This window comes from Erwinia rhapontici, from assembly GCF_020683125.1.
Taxonomy (GTDB): Bacteria; Pseudomonadota; Gammaproteobacteria; order Enterobacterales; family Enterobacteriaceae; genus Erwinia; species Erwinia rhapontici.
In genome coordinates this window covers 2,626,401-2,645,451 of the sequence record NZ_CP085627.1, presented here as the reverse complement: position 1 = coordinate 2,645,451, position 19,051 = coordinate 2,626,401, and the positions used below count along the sequence as shown (strand labels likewise).

Genomic DNA, 19,051 nt, shown 5'->3' with positions numbered 1-19,051 from the left:
TTTGCTTTAGCTGGTTTTAACGCGGAAGGTCATTGTGGCACGCTTCTCAATCATCCAGTAAATCAGATAACCGACTACGGCCGACGCCGCGCTGAGGATCACCATCGCCAGATACATCGTGGCAGTACTGGGGGTCGGCAACAATACATGGAGTACCTTCTGCAGCGCGCCCATAAACAGACGGTGGCAAAGATAGATAGAGTAAGAGGCCAGGCCAATGCCAGTAACGAGACGCGTAAAGTGGGTCTGACGCTGCGAGGCGAACTCCATCCCGGTGAGCATGAAGAAACTGAGCGACAGCAGCAGTAATTGCGGATAGCCCTGCAACCACAGCGTCGATACCGCCAGTAATCCAGTAATCACGGCAAGAGATAAAACATTATGGGCATAACGTTGACTGAATCGTTTTTGCAGCATAAAACAGACAATGCCACTGAGGAAATAAAGCATGATCTCATCGGTATAAAACTGGAAATAAGGCCGCTGTGAATCGCCCACTGATCCGATCGCAATCAAGGCGAAAATAGTGATAAAAATAAACCACATTCCACTGCGACGATTGAATAACATACCAATGGCAAACACCAGATAGAACAGCATTTCATAACACAATGTCCAGCCTACTGATAATACCGGTGTCAGTGTGTCCAGTTCTTTAATATATACAGAGGGAATAAACAGCAAGGAGAGAATATCATCCAGCGGCGTTAATACCGTCGACGGGAACCAACCCGGATTAATGACCCAGGCCACAATCGTCAGCAGGGTGAACAGATAGTACATTGGCAAAATACGCACGAGACGTTTTTTGACAAACAACCCCATCTTGCCCTTACCAAAGTCCTCCCAGTGCACGCAGGCCATCAGGTAACCGCTGATCATAAAGAACAGGTATACGCCGAGTTTCCCCACGGCGCCGCCGTAACCAAACAGACCGGAAAAATAAGCCGGACTCAGTTTGGCAGAAAAACTTTCAGCATGACAAACGACTACCAGCATACAGGCAATGGCCCGTAGATAAGTAATCGACAGGATATTTGTTTTCACCGACAACCCCCTCGGATTTTTAAATTTCCAGGAATCACTCAATAGCAAGGATGTAAAATTTAATCTTCTTAAATAAAATTAAGGCAAAAGAGGGCTAATAACAGCCAATTCTATAAGTCTGCTATGGAGGAACGATTCCCTGGTGTTATTGCGCAACCGCATATCATCTCGGATCATGGCGATCTGACAGGCTACGGCGAATAAACTTTACTCCAACAGGGAGATGAATTCCAAAGGTAAACTATTGTCAGGAAGTATTTAGGAATAACTCGCAGGGTGGCGGAATAAACTCATTAGCTTGGTATGACTAATTTATCAGTTTATTTGATGTTTTCTCGCCGAAATGGCGATTATTATCTTTCTGATTTATAACGATAATCTTACATAAAGCTATCGGTTACCATTGGAAACATTATCAGAAAGTTGAAATTATTCAGACAAATTTTGTGACAAGTAAGCTTTGCTAATCATTGGCTTTATCCACGCCACACGGCATCACGTACATGCACCGCTTTCGGCAGTAACCCCAGCGCAAAGAAACGGTCAGCAATCGCCTGCTGGGCGCGGATCACCGACAAATCCATGCGGCGGGTTTGATGGCTGCGGCGCTGTAAAGCATGTGACACCGCCTGCGGGGAGAGGCCGAGCTCAGCAGAGAGCAGGGCGGCCGCCTCCGGGCGATGGGCATCAATGTAGCTGCCAGTTTGTACCAGCGCCGCCAGCAGCTGATGCAACAAATCTGCGGAGTGGGCGGCAAAATCGCGATGCGCCAGATAGAACTGATGGTTGTTCACCCGTCCGCGTCCATCGGCAATCACGCGCAGCTGACCGCTCAGTTCCGCATCGCTCAGCAGCGGGTCCCACATCATCCAGGCATCCACGGCATGATGATCGCTGGGGGTCAGAGGATATTTGGGCGGTGCGTACAGCACACGGACATCATTCAATGTCATACCCGCTTCATCCAGCATCTGCACCAGCAGGTAATGCACATTAGATCCTTTATTCACCGCGATGCGCTTACCACGCAGATCGGCAATCGTCTGGATTGGGCTGTCCGGTGTCACCAGCAGGGCGACGCTCTGCGGTGCCGCGGGTTCCCAGGCAACGTACAGCAGCGGGCTGTTGCCCGCCTGGGCAAATACAGGCGGCACTTCACCCGTGGTACCAAAGTCAATTTCGCGATTATCCAGCGCATGTAACAGCTGTGGCCCGGCGGGAAACTCGCTCCACAGCACGCTGATCCCTCGCTGGGTAAATTCAGCTTCAAGGCTCTGGCGCGCTTTCAGGATGCCGAGATTGCCAAACTTCTGATAGCCGATACGCAGTTCACGATCCTGCTGGCCCTGGCGTGAGGCATCGTGTCTTGCTGTGCTGACCAGGCTACGGCGGGCTTTAATCAGGCCAAGATGGCCTAAGTGAGTGCGCAGGGTATTACGGCTGATCCCCAGTAGCGCAGCGGCCTGCAGCTGATTTTCTCCGCTCAGTTCAAATGCATTGCGCACCAGCGCATTCAGTACCCGTTGATACAAGGGGCCGCCATCACCCTGTAACTGCTGGCGCAGAAATGTATCCAGCGCCTGTTCGCTGACGGGGTGCGGTTCGAGTCTTTCGGTGTTCAGCCGGAGCTGATGCGGCGAGATCAGCGACTCTTTACTCAGCAGTACGGCGTTATGCAGGGTATTTTCCAGCTCACGCACATTGCCCGGCCAGGCATAATCCATCAACGTGGCGATGCTCTCTTCGCTCAGCCGTAGTTGCGGACGCCCCAGACGGCGGGCATACAGCGTCAGAAAGTGGTCGGCCAGCAGGGGAATATCTTCGCGTCGCTGACGCAGCGGGGGCAGGGTGACCGCTGCCACATTAAGACGATAAAACAGGTCTTCACGGAAACGGCGCTCGCGAATGGCATGGGCAAGGTCGACATGCGTGGCAGCAATCACCCGAACGTTGACCTTCACCGGGCGGCGTGAACCCACGCGCGTGACCTCCCGCTCCTGCAAAACACGCAGCAGTTTGACCTGCAACGGCAGGCTCAGCTCACCGATCTCATCCAGCAACAGCGTGCCGCCCTCAGCCGCTTCAAACCAGCCCTGATGACGTTCAGTCGCCCCGGTAAATGCCCCTTTCTCATGGCCGAACAGTTCCGACTCCGCAAGGCTCTCGGTCAACGCCCCGCAGTTCACCGCCACAAAGGGCTGTGACTGACGCAGGCTGTGATGGTGCAGATAGCGCGCCACCACTTCTTTGCCGGTGCCAGTTTCACCAACAATCAGCACCGTGGCGTCGGTGGGTGCCAGCCGATCCAGTACGCTTTGAAACGCAATGGAGGCGGGATCAATCAGTAACGGGCCGGGATGCGACATGCTGTATTCCTGACGAGAGAAGAGAGGAAAAGAGTATCCTGGCGCGCCATCCGGGGCGAGGGGGTAACCGGCATGATTGCTGCAAATGCAACAGACTTCCGTCAGTGACTGCTGCATTTGCAGCAGAGAAAGCCGATTTTTATGAACGGCAATGCGATGATAAATAACGATTTTTACACCGATAACAGTTGGCACACTTCCTGCTAATGGTTTTATAACCAAAGCGTAATTTTGTATCGAATAAATTCAGATATAGTTATATAGGAAACAGATAATGAGCGAGTCAGCGCAGGACAATATCAACGTATTTTGGTTTCTCCCGACCCACGGAGACGGCCGCTATCTCGGCACCACCGAAGGCGGGCGTCCCGTCGACCTGCCGTATCTGCAACAGGTGGCGCTGGCCGCCGACAACCTCGGCTATTACGGCGTGCTGATCCCGACCGGAAAAAGCTGTGAAGACTCCTGGCTGGTCGCTGCTGCGCTGGCACCGATCACCAAACGACTGCGCTATCTGGTTGCCGTGCGTCCAGGCCTGCAACCACCCAGCCTTGCCGCACGAATGGCCGCCACGCTGGACCGACTGTCCGAAGGGCGCCTGCTGATCAACGTGGTGACCGGGGGCGATCCGGTGGAGAACAAAGGTGACGGCATCTTCCTCAGCCATGCGGACCGCTACCAGGTGACGCGCGAATTCCTTGAAGTCTATTCACGCCTGCTGAAGGGTGAAAAGGTCGATTTCCACGGTGATCATATTCGCGTGGAAGGATCGGAAATCCTGTTCCCGCCCGTGCAGGAAGATGGCCCGCCACTCTACTTTGGGGGGTCTTCCGATGAGGCGATTGATGTTGCCGCCAGCCAGATCGATACCTACCTCACATGGGGTGAGCCCGTGGCGCAGGTGGCTGAAAAGCTGGCGGTAGTACGGAAACGTGCAGAAGAGCGAGGCCGCCAGTTGAGCTACGGCATCCGTCTGCACGTCATTGTGCGGGAAACGGAAGAAGAGGCCTGGGCTGCCGCTGACCGTCTGATTTCTCATCTGGATGAAGACACCATCGCTGCGGCTCAAAAGATTTTTGCCCGTATGGACTCCACCGGCCAGGCCCGCATGAGTGCGCTGCACAGCGGTTCGCGTGATGACTTAGTGATTGGCCCGAACCTGTGGGCCGGTGTTGGCCTGGTCCGTGGCGGTGCAGGCACGGCGCTGGTGGGCAGTCCGCAGCAGGTGGCGGACCGCATCCGCGAATATCAGGCGCTGGGCATTGAGAACTTTATTCTGTCGGGCTATCCGCATCTGGAAGAAGCCCACCGTTTTGCCGAACTGGTGATGCCGCTGCTGCCACTGGCATCGAATGCGGAAAAACGTCAGCGTACGGTCAATACCGGTCCATTTGGTGAAACGATCGGCGGCGACCGCCGTCCGGCGAAAAACAGCAGCGCCAGCTGAGGAGAGAACGATGAGTCATCAACCAATACAGTTTGCTTACTGGGTGCCTAACGTTTCTGGCGGGCTGGTGATCAGTAACATTCCCCAGCGTACTGGCTGGGATTTTGACTATAACCGCAAGCTGGCACAAATCGCGGAAAAAGCCGGTTTTGACTATGCGCTGACGCAGATACGTTTTACGGCCGGATACGGTGCAGATAATCAGCATGAGTCGGTCAGCTTCTCGCAGGCATTGCTCGGCGCGACTGAAAAACTGAAAGTCATCGCCGCCTTGCTGCCCGGACCGTGGAATCCCACGCTGGCTGCGAAACAAATTGCGACGATCAGTCATCTGTCGAATGCGCGTATTGCCGTGAATGTGGTCAGCGGCTGGTTTCGTGGGGAGTTCAAGGCGATTGGTGAGCCGTGGCTGGATCATGAAGAGCGCTATCTGCGTTCAGAAGAGTTTATTCGCTGCCTGCGTGGTATCTGGCAACAGGATGTCTTCAACTTTTCCGGCGATTTCTATCGCTATCGCGACTATTCGATGAAGCCAAAACCGCTCGATCCATTGCCGGAAATATTCCAGGGGGGGAGTTCACGCGCCGCCCGGGATATGGCGGCACGGGTATCTGACTGGTACTTCACCAACGGCAACACTGTCGAAGGTATCCGCCAGCAGGTAGATGATATCCGCCAGAAAGCGGAAGAGAACCAGCATCAGGTCAAAATCGGTGTTAACGGTTTCGTCATCGCCCGCGATACAGAGCAGGAAGCCCAGCAGGCGCTACAGGCGATCCTCGACCATGCCAACCCGGATGCGGTAAAAGGCTTCCAGCATGAGGTCAAAAATGCCGGGAGCGCTTCACCCGAAGGCGAAGGTAACTGGGCGAAATCGACGCTGGAAGATCTGGTGCAGTATAACGATGGCTTCAAAACCAACCTGATCGGCACGCCGTTGCAGATTGCTCAACGTATCATCGCGCTGAAAGAGGCTGGCGTCAGCCTGATGCTGCTGGGGTTCCTGCATTTTCAGGAAGAGGTCGAATTCTTTGGCCGCGAGGTGATTCCTCTGGTGCGTGAGCTGGAACGTCAACAGCAGCGAGAGCACAGTCATGGCTGAGCGTCATATCGTTATCGTCGGCGGCGGCTTTACCGGCACCGCAGTGGCCATCCATCTGGCAAGGCTCGGTGACGCCGGGCTGACGGTAACGGTGGTGGAGCCGCGTTCACAGCTGGCACGCGGAGTGGCCTATGGTACCCGCGATCCGGCGCACCGTATTAATGTCCCCGCTGACCGCATGCAGCTTTCGGGGGCGGAACAGGGGGATTTTGATCGCTGGTTCCGCGCCTCGCCGGCTTACCAGACGGACCCGGACGCACGCTGGCACGATGGCAAGGTTTATCCACAGCGCGGTCAGTTTGGCGCGTATATCGCCGAACAGTTTGCCCGCGCACAGCTGCACTCTCCGGTCAAACTGCACCATCTCTGTGACCGGGGGGTGGCGCTGGAGCAGGGAACGCTGCGTACCGCGTTGGGTAAAAAGCTTCAGGCCGATGATGTGGTACTGGCGATCAGTCATCCGCCTCCGGCGCTGCCGCGTGCGGTGGCACTGGCGCTGGAAGGGCATCCGGGGCTGATTGCCGATCCCTGGCGTCATGATGCGCTGACCACGATTGCCCCTGATGAACGGGTCGCCATTATGGGCAGTGGCCTGAGTATGTCGGATGTAGTGGCAACGTTACACCGTCACGGACATCGCGGGCCGATTGTGGCGTTTTCGCGCCGGGGGCTGCTGCCTCGCCCGAACCTCAGTGGCCCGTTTGAACCGCGTCCACTGGACTACCAGCAGCTGCAACACGCCTCGGCGCGTGCGTGGCTGCACCGTATTCGCCAGGAAGTGGCTGCTGCCGCTCTGCAGCAACTGCCGTGGCAGCTGGTCCTTGATGATATTCGCGTTAACGGACAGCGCCTGTGGCAGCAACTGTCCCTCAATGAACAACGCCGGTTCCTGCGGCATCTGCGCCCGTGGTGGGATGTGCATCGCTATCGCATTGCGCCACAGGTCAGTGCGGTACTGCAACAGCTGCAGCAGAGCGGCCAGTTAACGGTTCAGGCTGCGCGTCTGGCAGCGGTTACCGCAGCAGGTGCCGACATCACCCTGCGGCTGCAACCGCGCAGCGGTGAAGCGCAGAGCCTGAACGTGGATCGGCTGATTATCACCACCGGACCTGCGCACGGCGGGCTGCTGCAAAGCGATGTATTGCTGCACCAGCTGGCCGCGACGGGCGTAATACAGGCCGATCCGCTGGCGCTGGGGATCCAGGTTAATGCGCGTTCGCAGACGGAGCGTGCTGACGGTAGCGCCAATCCACATCTTTATGTTGCCGGCCCGGCGGCGCGCGCCCGCTTCGGTGAACTGATGGGGTTGCCGCAGGTGGCAGAACATGCGGAAAGCGTTGCCCGGCAGTTGCTGGGGCTGGATGCGGAGCGATGTCCCGCCTGACGCGTTAACTCACCGAAAAATAACCTAAATAATTCGAGACCCTAAATAATTCGAGCTGAAGGAAGGCGGCAAGCCCGAGAGTCCCCAGGAGCATAGATAACTATGTGACTGGGGTGATCAGGCGCAGCCAACGCACCTGCAGCTTGAAGTATGACGGGTGTCGGCTGTCTGGAATCTGGAGTGTGCTATCTATGTCTCAACAACGTGAAATTCGCCTGAATGCCTTTGATATGAACTGTGTCGGTCACCAGTCGCCGGGCCTGTGGGCGCACCCGCGTGACCGCTCCTGGCAGTACAAAGATTTAAGCTACTGGACCGATCTGGCGCGTCTGCTGGAGCGCGGCAAGTTCGATGGCCTGTTTATTGCGGATGTGCTGGGGGTTTACGACGTGTTGAACGGCGATAACCAGGCCGCGATTCGTAATGCCACCCAGGTACCGGTCAACGATCCGCTGGCGCTGATCACCCCGATGGCGCTGGTGACCGAACATCTCGGCTTTGGCCTCACGGCCTCGCTGTCGTTTGAACATCCGTATCCGTTTGCCCGCCGCATCTCAACGCTCGATCACCTGACCAAAGGGCGCATTGGCTGGAACATCGTTACCTCCTATCTGGAGAGCGGCGCACGCAACATCGGCCATCAGTCGCAGACCGATCACGATGCGCGCTATGACTATGCCGATGAGTATCTTCAGGTGATCTACAAACTGCTGGAAGGGAGCTGGGAAGAGGGGGCAATCCTGCGCGATCGTGAGCGCCGCATCTTCAGCGACCCGAGCAAAATTCATCCGATTAATCATCAGGGCACCTTCTTCCAGGTGCCGGGCATCCACCTGTGTGAGCCTTCGCCGCAGCGCACCCCCGTGCTGTATCAGGCCGGTGCGTCCAGCCGTGGCAAACAGTTTGCTGCCGAACATGCTGAATGTGTGTTTGTCGCCGCACCGTCCAAAGTGCTGCTGAAGAAAACCGTGGCGGATATTCGCCGCCGCGCAGCCGAAGCCGGACGCGACCCGCGCAGCATCCTGATTTTCAACCTGCAAACGGTGATCGTCGATGAGACGGACCAGGCGGCACAGGCCAAATGGCAGGAGTACAAAAGCTACGTCAGTTACGAGGGCGCGCTGGCGCTGATCTCCGGCTGGACGGGCATCGATTTCGGCCAGTATCAGCCCGACCAGGTGCTTAAACACCTGCACACCAATGCGATTCAGTCAGCTGTAGAAACCTTCTCTACCGCCGACCCTGATCGCCAGTGGACGGTGCAGGCGCTGGCCGACTGGGTAGGCATTGGCGGCTTTGGTCCGTTGCTGGTCGGCAGTGCGCAAACGGTGGCCGATGAGCTGCAAAGCTGGGTGGAAGAAACGGATGTTGACGGATTTAACCTCGCGTATGCGGTAACGCATGAAACCTTCAGCGATGTGGTGGAACACCTGATCCCGGAACTGCAAAAACGTGGCGTGTACAAGAAAGAGTACCAGCCCGGCACCCTGCGCGAAAAACTCTTTCACCAGGGCGCTCGTCTGGCCGAACCACATCCGGGCGCGGGTTACCGCCGGGCGTCACAGCCTGCGATCGTGGCAGAAGATGAGGTCACTCCATGATTGAAATCGACGGCCTGCGTAAACACTACACGGCGGCAGGGGGCCGCACGGTGGAGGTGCTGAAAGGCATTTCACTGACGGTGCCCGCCGCGTCGATCACGGCAGTGGTTGGCCCGAGCGGTGCCGGGAAGTCGACGCTGGCAAAGTGCATCAGCCTGCTGGAACGGCCCAGCTCCGGCAGTATCCGGGTCAACGGCGAAGATCTCTCTCGCCTGTCCGGTGTCGCGCTGCGGCGTGAACGGCGTGCCATTGGCACCGTCTTTCAGTCGTCCGCGCTGCTGCAACGCAAAACCGCCTGGGAAAACGTCGCGCTGCCGCTGGAGTGGCTGGGTGTGGTGCCTGGGGAAATCAAACGCCACGTTGGTCAGCTGCTGGACAGCGTGGGGTTGTCGGACAAAGCGGGGTACTACCCGGCTCAGCTCTCCGGCGGTCAGCGTCAACGCGTCGGTATTGCCCGCGCCCTGGCGCTGAAACCCTCCGTATTGCTGGCCGATGAAGCGACCTCCGGGCTGGACCCACAGGCCACCGCTGCCATTCTGCTGTTGCTGAAACAACTTCGTCAGCAGTTTGGGTTATCGATCATCTTAATTACCCACGAGATGGACGTGGTGCGCAGCACCGCCGATGCCGTGGCAGAAATCCGCGACGGTCAACTGGTGCAGCAGGGGCTATTACAGCAACTGCTCAGCACCCCGGATTCGGCGCTGGCCGCGCAGCTGTTCCCGCTGCGTCCGGTTACCGCCAGCGGTGACCTGCTGCTGCGTCTGACCTGCGCACCGCCGCTGGCCACCGACTGGATCAGCCGGCTCAGCGTGCAGCACAACGTCCAGGTCGATCTGCTGGCGGCGCATGTGGAAGAGGTGGCGGGGCAACTCGCCGGGCGGATGCAGATTGCAGTGCGTTTTAACCAGCGCCCGCTGTCACCAGAGGCGCTGATTACCGCTCTGGCACAGCTGGGCATGAAGGCACAAATCATCGAGGCGCGCCCGCGCTTGCAGGAGGCCGGATGAAGCCCGTTGACGTCACCAGCCAGGATACCCCCTGGAACCAGATCCATGAACTGATGCTGCCTGCCTACGGTGAAACCTGGCTGATGGTCGGCATTGTGATGCTGTTTGTTGTCACTCTCGGCGGGACGCTGGGCGTGGTGTTGTTTAACACCTCGCGCGCCGGACTATTTCCGCAAGCGGGGCTGAACCGTATCCTGAGCGCGTTGGTGAATATTGGTCGTTCACTGCCGTTTCTGGTGCTGATGGCGGCGATTATTCCGTTCACCTTCTGGCTGACTGGTACCACCATCGGCATTCCGGCGGCGGTGATCCCAATGATTGTTGCCGGAACGCCGTTTTTCGCCCGCCTGGTGGAGAACGCACTGCGTGAACTGCCGCCGGAAGTGACGGCGGTCGGACTGGTGTCCGGCGGTTCGCGCTGGCAGGTGATCACCGGGGCGCAGCTCAGTGAGGCGCTCCCTGCCATCGTCGCTGCGATCACCCTGAACGTCATCTCGATGATCGAATACTCCACCATTGCGGGCACCATTGGTGCCGGGGGCATCGGCTATCTGGCCGTGGTGTATGGCTACCAGCGTTTTGATAATCACATCATGATCGCCACCATTGTGGTGCTGATTGTGACCATCCAACTGATTCAGTTTATTGGCGACCGCGTGGTTGCCGTACTTCAACACTCACAGGGTACACACTCATCATGACGCAGCAGAATTTTGAACTGAAAAAGAAGAAAACCTGGCCGTGGCAGGTCGCCATCGTGGCTATTGTGCTGATCGCCGGACTGGGCTGGTACTTCACAGCCCAGCAGCGTCACAGCGTGACTTTCGGCACCACGCTGAAAGTGCATTTTGAACCGGCGATGGCCGGAGAGCAGCGACTGATCGAATATGTCGCACAGAACATTGCGCCAGATTATGGCATCAAGCTGGAAGCGGTAGGGTTGCAGGACCCGGTGCAGGCTGACCGTGCGGTGGCGGAAGGCCAGTATGCGGCAACCATCTATCAGCACCAGTGGTGGCTGAAGCAGGTGGTGGATGCCAACAAGTTTGAACTGACCTCGACCCTGCCGGTATTCCAGTGGGCATTCGGCATCTACTCTGACCGTTACAAGACCATTGCTGACCTGCCGCAAGGCGCGGAAATCGTGGTACCGAATGACGGTGCTAATCAGGGGCAGGCGCTGTGGTTGTTACAGCGTATTGGTCTGATTGGTCTGGATCCGGCGGTAGAACCGCGTACGGCGAAATTAAAAGATATTAAAGAGAATCCACATAATTTTAATTTTAAAGAACTCGATCTGTTAACCATGCCACGGGCATTAAATTCTGTGGATGCGGCGATTGGTTATGTTTCCCAGTTTGATGCAGGAAAAGTTTCGCGCGACAAAGGCATATTATTCCCGCCTGCGCCACAGACCTTTGCCTCACAGTTGGTGATTGGAACGCCTTATTTAAATGATGAAAATATTATCAAGCTGAAAAAAGCGTTTGCCGATCCCCGTGTGCAGCAGTGGTTAAAGGAAACCACCGATCCGCTGGTACAGGGTGTGCTGGTGCCTGTTTCCGATAAGTAAGTATTAAATAAGAGTAAAAAAACCGGACTGGCGCAAGCCTTTCCGGTTTTTGTGCTGAGGCTAAAAAAAGTTAATTATCTTATTGATTTAAATGGTATTTAAATCATATTTTGTTGTTTGTTATTACAGAGTTTCCTCTTTATAACAGTATTCAGATGCCCAAAATAATTTTAGCCGTAGCCCGTTCCTGCGCAGCTTGAATATGAAGGGTGCACCTGCCAGTAAAATAATAGAGATAGGGGATACTATGAGTTCAATTAATATTGACGATGGCATTGCAATACCGCCATCCCATTCAACACCGGTTCGATCTGTCAGTGACGTGGCACAACTTATTAATACCCGTACCAGTAAAAATAGTTACGCACGCTGGATAGTCTTTCTGGCTCTGGGCGGTGTGTTTCTCGATGCCTACGATTTGACCACGCTATCCTACGGCATTGACGATGTGGTGAAAGAGTTTGGCTTAACGCCGGCGATCACCGGGCTGGTGACGTCATCGATCATGATCGGCACCATTGTGGGCAACCTGCTGGGTGGCTGGCTGACCGATAAATATGGTCGTTATTCCGTCTTTATGGCCGATATGCTGTTCTTTGTGGTCTCCGCGATTGCCGCAGGATTAGCGCCGAACGTTTGGGTGCTGATCGGTGCCCGTTTCCTGATGGGCATTGGCGTTGGCATCGATTTGCCCGTGGCGATGGCCTATCTGGCTGAATTCTCGAAGTTTACGGGCAAAGGCAACAAAGCCGCCCGGCTGGCGGCCTGGTGCCCGATGTGGTACGCCGCTTCGTCCGCCTGTTTCTTTATTATCTTTGCGCTCTACTTCCTGCTACCTGCCGAACACGCCGACTGGCTGTGGCGCGCCTCGCTGCTGTTTGGTGCGGTGCCTGCGCTCTTGATCATCGCCGTGCGCAGCAAGTTTATGAATGAATCCCCGCTGTGGGCCGCCAATCAGGGTGATCTGGAGGGGGCGGCACGTATTCTGCGTGACTCCTATGGCATTACGGCGCATGCCGCCGAACCCGATGAAAGAGAGTCCGTGAAGAAGGCCCCCCCGAAGGTGAGCTTCCGCGTGCTGTTCCAGAAACCGTACCGCGAACGCACCATTGTGACGGCGGTCATGAATATCTGTATCTCGTTTGAATACACCGCGATTGCCTTCTTCCTGCCGTCAATTCTGGCGCAGTTCCTGGGGGCAGGCGTGTTTGAAACCATCTCGGCTTCACTGGGGCTGAATGCGCTGTTTGCCTTCACCGGCGGTCTGCTGGGCATGCGTCTGGCATGGAAATTCCCATCACGTCATGTGGCGATTGCCGGTTTTGCCCTGCAATTTATCGCGTTGATCTCGCTGGCGCTGATTGGTCACCCAAGTGCCACGATGGGTGTGGTGTTCGCCATCTTGATGTTGGGTCTGTGGCTGTTTGCTGAAGGTTTCGGCCCTGGCGCGCAGATGATGATCTACCCGGCACTCTCTTATCCAACACATATCCGTGCCACCGGCGTCGGCTTTGGCCGCTCCCTGTCAGGTGTCGGCAGTGCGCTGGCACTGTTTATCCTGCCCATTTTGCAGGCCTCTTTTGGCACTAATATGTTCTGGATGGTCTCGCTGGCCGCGATTATCCCGATTATTTTCCTGCTGGTGATCCGTTTTGAACCGACGAAGCAGGACATTGATGACCCATCCGAAAAGGAAGAATCCTATGTCTGAATCTGTTGCTGATTACGCCGCGCTGGCGGCCCGTTTTCGCCCGGTATTTGCCCGTATTGCTGCAGGTGCTGCCGAACGTGAAGTGACGCGTACGCTTCCGCTGGAGCCGATTCGCTGGTTGAAAGAAGCCGGGTTCGGCACCCTGCGTATCCCGCAGGCGGAGGGCGGTTTTGGCGCCACCTTGCCGCAGCTGTTCCAGCTGCTGACGGAGCTGGCGGAAGCCGACTCTAACCTGCCGCAGGCGCTGCGCGCCCATTTCGCTTTTGTAGAAGATCGCCTGAATCAGCCGGACAGTGAAGAGCGTCAGCGCTGGTTCCGCCGCTTCCATGATGGCGAGCTGGTGGGCAGTGGCTGGACGGAAATCGGCAATCTCAAGTTGGGTGAGGTAATCACCCGCGTCACCCCGTCAGAGAAGGGCTGGTTGATCTCCGGCGAGAAGTTTTACAGTACCGGCACGCTGTACGCCGACTGGATTGATGTTTATGCCCAGCGCAACGATAACGGTCGTGATGTGATTGCGCTGGTCAATACCCATCAGCAGGGCGTGGAGCGTGAAGATGACTGGGACGGCTTCGGCCAGCGTCTGAGCGGCAGTGGGACCACCCGTTTTCACCAGGCAGAGGTTGAGCAGGCGCATGTCTATGATTTCACCGAGCGTTTTCGCTATCAGACCGCGTTTTATCAGCATGTTTTACTGTCGACGCTGGCGGGGATTGGCCGCGCCGTGAAACGCGATGCGGCGGCAGGCGTTGCCAGCCGTAAACGTGTCTACAGCCACGGCAATGCCACGCAGGTGAAAAACGATGTACAGGTATTACAGGTAGTGGGGCAGATCTCCAGCTGGGTCTATGCGGTGGACGCCGCCGTTCAGCAGGCAACGCATGCGCTGCAACGTGCTTATGAGGTCCATAACAGCGGGGATGAGGGGGTGATCCAGCAGGCCAATGTGCTGGCGGAACTGGCGTCAGCACAGGCGCAGGTGATTGCCACCGAGCTGATCCCGCGTGCCGCAACCGAGCTGTTTAATGCACTGGGGGCATCAGATACTCGCATCAGTAAAGCGCTGGATCGCCACTGGCGTAATGCGCGCACCGTGTCGTCGCATAATCCGGTGATTTATAAGATCCGTAATGTGGGCGACTGGGAGGTGAACGGTAAGGAACCGACGTTTATCTGGCAGATTGGCGAAGGGGAGTAAAACGGAGAAATCGTTTTGTATCATCGGTAATATCAAGCAAGTCTGTTCCGGCCGCTTTTAAGCGGTCGATAAGATGGGACGTTGTCAATCATTCTGCATTACAGTCCGCGAATATTATTCTTCACAATCTAATATCGAATTAATTAATTAAAAAACATTACTAATAATACGTTATCTGACTGATAAGAGACCAGTTCATCCGGTGAGAGTCGTGCGATGATAACTTTTATACAGGCAATTTTTTGACGCGTATCGGTAACTAAAAAATAATTTCTTACGAGCAGTCCAAGAATATTCTCATGTAAATCAGTGGTAAAGCTCTCCCCACCTGCCTTGATTTTTATCCGGTGGCTACTATATAGTCGCGTGTGCACATGCAGGGGAAAAATTTAACTACACGTTCATTATGTCTGTTTATGCAGATTTAATTATGAGAAATGTTTATTGGATTGGTATGCCAGACCCACCCAGAGATTATATGTTGTCTACAGAAAGACACTCGTCACCTTTCCCTTGCTGATACACCGTTAATTCATTTTCCAACAAGGAACGTCAGATGAAACTCTCATTATTAAGCCCGCTGCTGGCGGGGCTGCTGCTGTTATCCGGCTGCACGCAGCCTGCCGCGGAAGCCCAGGGCCGCAGCGGCGGTGGAGGCACCATCGAAGCCATTAACCATACCAAATGGGCAATAAACCGGTTCAGCGTTAACGGCCAGTCCGGCCTTGATGTGATCGGTCCCTACCAGGGAGGGGGGGGCGGTTGCTGTTTCGGTGCACCAGCAACGTGGCAGCCGGGAATGGTGGTCAGGGTGGACTGGGTGACCGGGGTGGCTTTTGCCGATGATGTGCCGGAAATACCGGAACCCAAGCGCCCCAACCTAGGTAATCTGGATGCGAGAACCGCACATTTGAAAGCTGTAGAATATTATAGAGAACGTCAAGAATGGGACCGAAAAATAGAGAAATTGAGCAAAAGTCACTCATTAAATGTTCCTGTCCCTGATTATACCGGCCAGAAAACCTGCGGCATTACCGTGCATTTTCTTCCCTGCGACCAGGTGAAGGTGACCACCAGCTGCTCTCGTTATGATTATCCCGATTACCCGATTAAAGAACCTTTACGGATGAAGGAGCCGAAAGTATGTCCGAAATAATCACCGATCTGGCCTGGTATCCCCCCCAGTTCCCTGATCAGGGAAGGCTGCCGTCGCAGGCCCCTGCGGTGGGCGCAAACTGCCGTAAGCAGGACAGCGAGGAGCAGAGATACCACGATGAGCTGTGCATGGCGGCCAACCGGCTGGTGGCACCGCCATGCTGCAAGACCCTGCATATCAGCCTGTTTTTTGACGGCTGCGGGAATAATCCAACGATGAACTTTATGAGGTTAAAAATTATTCAGCCATGTCCATCCGCGGTGGGCAGGGTTCAATAATTTCAGGCAGTCAAACCGGAAAGCACAATACAAGGAAGAACGTAATGCAAATGAAAGTCTACAGCGTGCTGTGCGCAATATTACTGCTGGCGGGATGCGGCCAGCAGCGTGCGCAGGCGGAGTATCATGGCGGCGGAGGCACCATCGAAGCCATTAACCATACCAAATGGGCCATCGAGTTTAGTGTTAACGGCCAGTCCGGCCTCGATATTATTGGCCCCTACCAGGGGGGAGGAGGCGGCTGTTGCTTCGGCGCGCCAAAGGAATGGAAGCCGGGAATGACGGTCAGGGTGGATTGGGAAACCTCGGTCGCTTTTGCCGATGATGTGCCGGAAATACCGGAACCCAAGCGTCCCAATTTGGATGGTCTGGATGCAAAGACGGCCGATTTAAGAGCCAGAAAATATAACGATGAATATCGAGTATGGCGGAAAAAAGTTAAAACTCTGAGCAGAGAGCATTCACGGATAGTTCCTGTCCCTGATTACACCGGCCAGAAAACCTGCGGCATTGTTGTTCATTTTCTTCCCTGCGACCAGGTGAAGGTGACCACCAGCTGCTCTCGTTATGATTATCCCGATTACCCGATTAAAGAACCTTTACGGATGAAGGAGCCGAAAGTATGTCCGAAATAATCACCGATCTGGCCTGGTATCCACCAGAATTCCCCCGACTGGGAAGATTGCCATCACAGGTTGCGCTGGTGGGAGCAAACTGCCGTAAGCAGGACAGCGAGGAGCAGAGATACCACGATGAGCTGTGCCTGGCGGCCAACCGGCTGGTGGCACCACCGTGCTGTAAAACGCTGCATATCAGCCAGTTTTTTTGACGGCACCGGCAATAATCTCAATCACGACCTGTACGTTGCCAAACCGATGCACCCGACCAATATTGCCCGCCTGTTTCAGGCCACCATCGGCCAGGGCTATGCCGGTGGCCTGGGCAGCAAAAACCAGGCGCTGACGGATATGCCGGACAGCGCAGAGAATAAGTACTACAAGTACTATATTCCCGGCGTGGGTACCCCCTTCCCGGAGGTGTCCGACCTCGATTTCAGCATGCTGGGGCTGGCGACCGCCAGCAGCGGCGAGGAACGGATTAACTGGGGGCTGCTGCGTATTATTGATGCCCTGAGACGGACAACGAAACAGCCTTTGATGAGTGATTCTGAATGCTGGGACTCAGTCAAGGCAATGGGGACCTCGCTGGCAAGTTTCGGCCTGACCGGCAGCAGCAATCGCTACGAGGTGTTCCAGCGCCTGCTGCAGGAGCCGGCGCTGGCGAAAGTTCTGCGCACCGCCCTTAATCCGGGCGGGCCGGGCCAGGTCCGGCTGCTGGGGATCAAGCTGTACGTGTATGGTTTTTCACGCGGGGCCGCCGCCGCGCGCGCCTTTGTTAACTGGCTGAGCGGGCTGCTGCCGAAACCTGAGGGCGAGGAGAAAAAACCGGCGCAGTGCCTGGCGGCTGGCGGCCTGAAAATCCCGCTCAGCGTTGAATTCCTCGGCCTGCTGGATACGGTTGCCTCGGTCGGCGTGCCGCATCTCGCACCGGTTGCCGAAGGGCATATGGGCTGGGCCGACGGTACGCAGGAGCTGCCGGCTGAGAAAGTTTACGGCGGGCTGATTAAGCGCTGTGTGCACCTCGTCTCCTCCCACGAGCAGCGCCTGTGCTTCCCATTGGACTCCATCCGCCGCACCAACGGGCATTACCCGGCCAACAGCGAGGAGGTACTCTACCCCGGTATGCACTCGGACCTCGGCGGCGGCTACCCGCCGGGTGACCAGGGTAAGGCCAACGGACCGGATGACGGCCTGCTGCTGTCGCAGATTGCCCTGCATGAGATGTATGCGGCGGCTTTCTCGAACGGTGCTCCGCTTAAGGTTCCTTCGAATGCGTTGCCTGAGGGTCTGCAAAAAGATATCTGGCGGCAATTAACTCCTGACATTGAGTTAGAGTTTTTTATCAACCCATTATTAATTAGTCGTTTCAACGCCTGGCGCACCCTGACTCTGAACCTCCCGCCTTCAGCCACTAGCATCAGCGATGAACAGGCCGTTCTCTATACCCCAGTCCGCGCCAGCGTCAGCCTGGAAAAAGCCATCGACGAGCAGATCGCCTGGATCACCACCTGGCGCATTGGCCGTTACGCGGGCGGCAGCTATAAAACCCAGCGCTTTTATGTCGACTCTGCTGCCAACGGGCTGGATAAACACAGCGATCCTGTCTTGCGAAAAGTTGATGAAGACAAGCGCAGGGCGGAACAGAAAGCGGTTGATGACGAGCGCAAAAAAATGCGCGACGGGATGAAAAAAGGCGAATTTACGCTGCTGCCACAGGGGCCAAAAGACTTCGACGCCGCGCTGGGGCAGACCCAGCTACGCGAGGCGGCAGAAGAGTTTCGCCAGGATTATCAGGGTATCGCCCGGGAAGGTGACGGCGAATGGTATTACGAAGCCATTGCCGGGCTGCAAAACACCCTGTACCTGCTCAATACCGACAATGAGTACGGCGAGTGGCTGAAGATGAAAACCGCCGGTGACAGCCACCTCAAGGTGCTGTTCCCGGATGGCGGCGAAGCCACAAACGCGGAACAGCCAGCGGGGCTGGTGCGTGCGCTGTTTGATGACCAGGCTCACGACTCACGCGCCTGGTTTATGTACAACGCCTTCGGTGCCCGTGAACCCTGGGGCGGCTACTTCCGCTACCGCATGGTCTATTTCGGTGAGAAAAGTAACAAACCGCTGTCGCCGCTGATGATCGCCGGTGCGGTGGTGGGCGCGGCGACTCTTGTCGGTGGCGTGGCGTTTATCATCAAACAGAAAAGGGTCACGGACAAGCTGCTGGGGGCAGCCGGAATGTTCGGCGCGCTGTCGCTGGAAACCCAGGCGGTGGATATTCTTTCCGGTAAACCAGTCCCGATGCTGCCGGGTGCCGGGTTGCTGAAGGCATTCACAACCGAGCCGGGTGAGGTGGTGGCGCAGCAAAAAGTGGCGATCGCGGCGCAACGGCTGGCGTTGGCTAAGTCGGCTATCCAGTCCAGCTGGTTTGAAGAGGTGCAGTCCGTTATTACAGCGGGAACCGAATAAACCAGAGGGCGTTAGCCTGTGAGAGTAAGGCGGCAAAGTACTGTGCCAGTGCTGTTGCTTCATCAGATATTCAGCGTTGATGAAGCGGATCG

Annotated in this window: 13 protein-coding genes and 2 pseudogenes; 13 read left to right on the top strand and 2 right to left on the bottom strand. The window is 56.1% G+C overall.

Annotated elements, in window-relative coordinates:
* Nucleotides 1-6 precede the first annotated feature (6 nt).
* Nucleotides 7-1,047: an acyltransferase family protein gene (locus tag LJN55_RS12420; RefSeq protein ID WP_227534559.1), complete on the bottom strand. Its 1,041-nt coding sequence runs from the start codon at nucleotides 1,045-1,047 to the stop codon at nucleotides 7-9.
* A 476-nt stretch (nucleotides 1,048-1,523) separates the two neighbouring features.
* Nucleotides 1,524-3,413, bottom strand: coding sequence for a sigma-54-dependent Fis family transcriptional regulator (locus LJN55_RS12415; RefSeq protein WP_227536390.1), 1,890 nt, complete (start codon nucleotides 3,411-3,413; stop codon nucleotides 1,524-1,526).
* 274 nt (nucleotides 3,414-3,687) lie between these two features.
* Between LJN55_RS12415 and ssuD the strand changes: the two genes are divergently transcribed.
* From ssuD to LJN55_RS12350, 13 genes and pseudogenes are all read left to right on the top strand, one after another.
* Nucleotides 3,688-4,860, top strand: a complete 1,173-nt coding sequence (gene ssuD / locus LJN55_RS12410; RefSeq protein WP_227534558.1) for an FMNH2-dependent alkanesulfonate monooxygenase — start codon at nucleotides 3,688-3,690, stop codon at nucleotides 4,858-4,860.
* A 10-nt stretch (nucleotides 4,861-4,870) separates the two neighbouring features.
* Nucleotides 4,871-5,962 (top strand): dimethylsulfone monooxygenase SfnG, encoded by a 1,092-nt coding sequence (gene sfnG, locus LJN55_RS12405; protein WP_133841955.1) that lies wholly within the window; start codon nucleotides 4,871-4,873, stop codon nucleotides 5,960-5,962.
* Nucleotides 5,955-7,346 (top strand): FAD/NAD(P)-binding protein, encoded by a 1,392-nt coding sequence (locus LJN55_RS12400; protein ID WP_227534557.1) that lies wholly within the window; start codon nucleotides 5,955-5,957, stop codon nucleotides 7,344-7,346. The genes sfnG and LJN55_RS12400 overlap by 8 nt, the downstream gene beginning before the upstream one ends.
* 191 nt (nucleotides 7,347-7,537) lie before the next feature.
* Nucleotides 7,538-8,947 carry an LLM class flavin-dependent oxidoreductase gene (locus tag LJN55_RS12395; RefSeq protein ID WP_227534556.1) on the top strand — a complete coding sequence of 470 codons (1,410 nt, stop codon included), beginning with the start codon at nucleotides 7,538-7,540 and terminating at the stop codon, nucleotides 8,945-8,947.
* Nucleotides 8,944-9,957, top strand: a complete 1,014-nt coding sequence (locus LJN55_RS12390; protein ID WP_227534555.1) for a methionine ABC transporter ATP-binding protein — start codon at nucleotides 8,944-8,946, stop codon at nucleotides 9,955-9,957. Before LJN55_RS12395 ends, LJN55_RS12390 begins: the two co-directional genes overlap by 4 nt.
* Entirely contained in the window at nucleotides 9,954-10,658 is a 705-nt protein-coding gene (locus LJN55_RS12385; RefSeq protein WP_227534554.1) for a methionine ABC transporter permease, read from the top strand. The genes LJN55_RS12390 and LJN55_RS12385 overlap by 4 nt, the downstream gene beginning before the upstream one ends.
* Nucleotides 10,655-11,530 carry a MetQ/NlpA family ABC transporter substrate-binding protein gene (locus LJN55_RS12380; RefSeq protein ID WP_227534553.1) on the top strand — a complete coding sequence of 292 codons (876 nt, stop codon included), beginning with the start codon at nucleotides 10,655-10,657 and terminating at the stop codon, nucleotides 11,528-11,530. Before LJN55_RS12385 ends, LJN55_RS12380 begins: the two co-directional genes overlap by 4 nt.
* 247 nt (nucleotides 11,531-11,777) lie before the next feature.
* Entirely contained in the window at nucleotides 11,778-13,241 is a 1,464-nt protein-coding gene (locus tag LJN55_RS12375) for an MFS transporter (protein WP_227534552.1), read from the top strand.
* Entirely contained in the window at nucleotides 13,234-14,439 is a 1,206-nt protein-coding gene (locus tag LJN55_RS12370; protein WP_227534551.1) for an acyl-CoA dehydrogenase family protein, read from the top strand. Before LJN55_RS12375 ends, LJN55_RS12370 begins: the two co-directional genes overlap by 8 nt.
* Before the next feature lie 556 nt (nucleotides 14,440-14,995).
* Nucleotides 14,996-15,595 carry a DUF3304 domain-containing protein gene (locus LJN55_RS12365; protein ID WP_227534550.1) on the top strand — a complete coding sequence of 200 codons (600 nt, stop codon included), beginning with the start codon at nucleotides 14,996-14,998 and terminating at the stop codon, nucleotides 15,593-15,595.
* Nucleotides 15,583-15,804 (top strand): annotated as a pseudogene (locus LJN55_RS12360) (hypothetical protein); the annotation flags it as partial. The gene LJN55_RS12365 and the pseudogene LJN55_RS12360, both read left to right, overlap by 13 nt.
* 119 nt (nucleotides 15,805-15,923) lie before the next feature.
* Entirely contained in the window at nucleotides 15,924-16,508 is a 585-nt protein-coding gene (locus tag LJN55_RS12355; RefSeq protein ID WP_407647809.1) for a DUF3304 domain-containing protein, read from the top strand.
* Nucleotides 16,496-18,959, top strand: a pseudogene (locus LJN55_RS12350) (T6SS phospholipase effector Tle1-like catalytic domain-containing protein). Before LJN55_RS12355 ends, LJN55_RS12350 begins: the two are co-directional and overlap by 13 nt.
* Nucleotides 18,960-19,051: the final 92 nt, after the last annotated feature.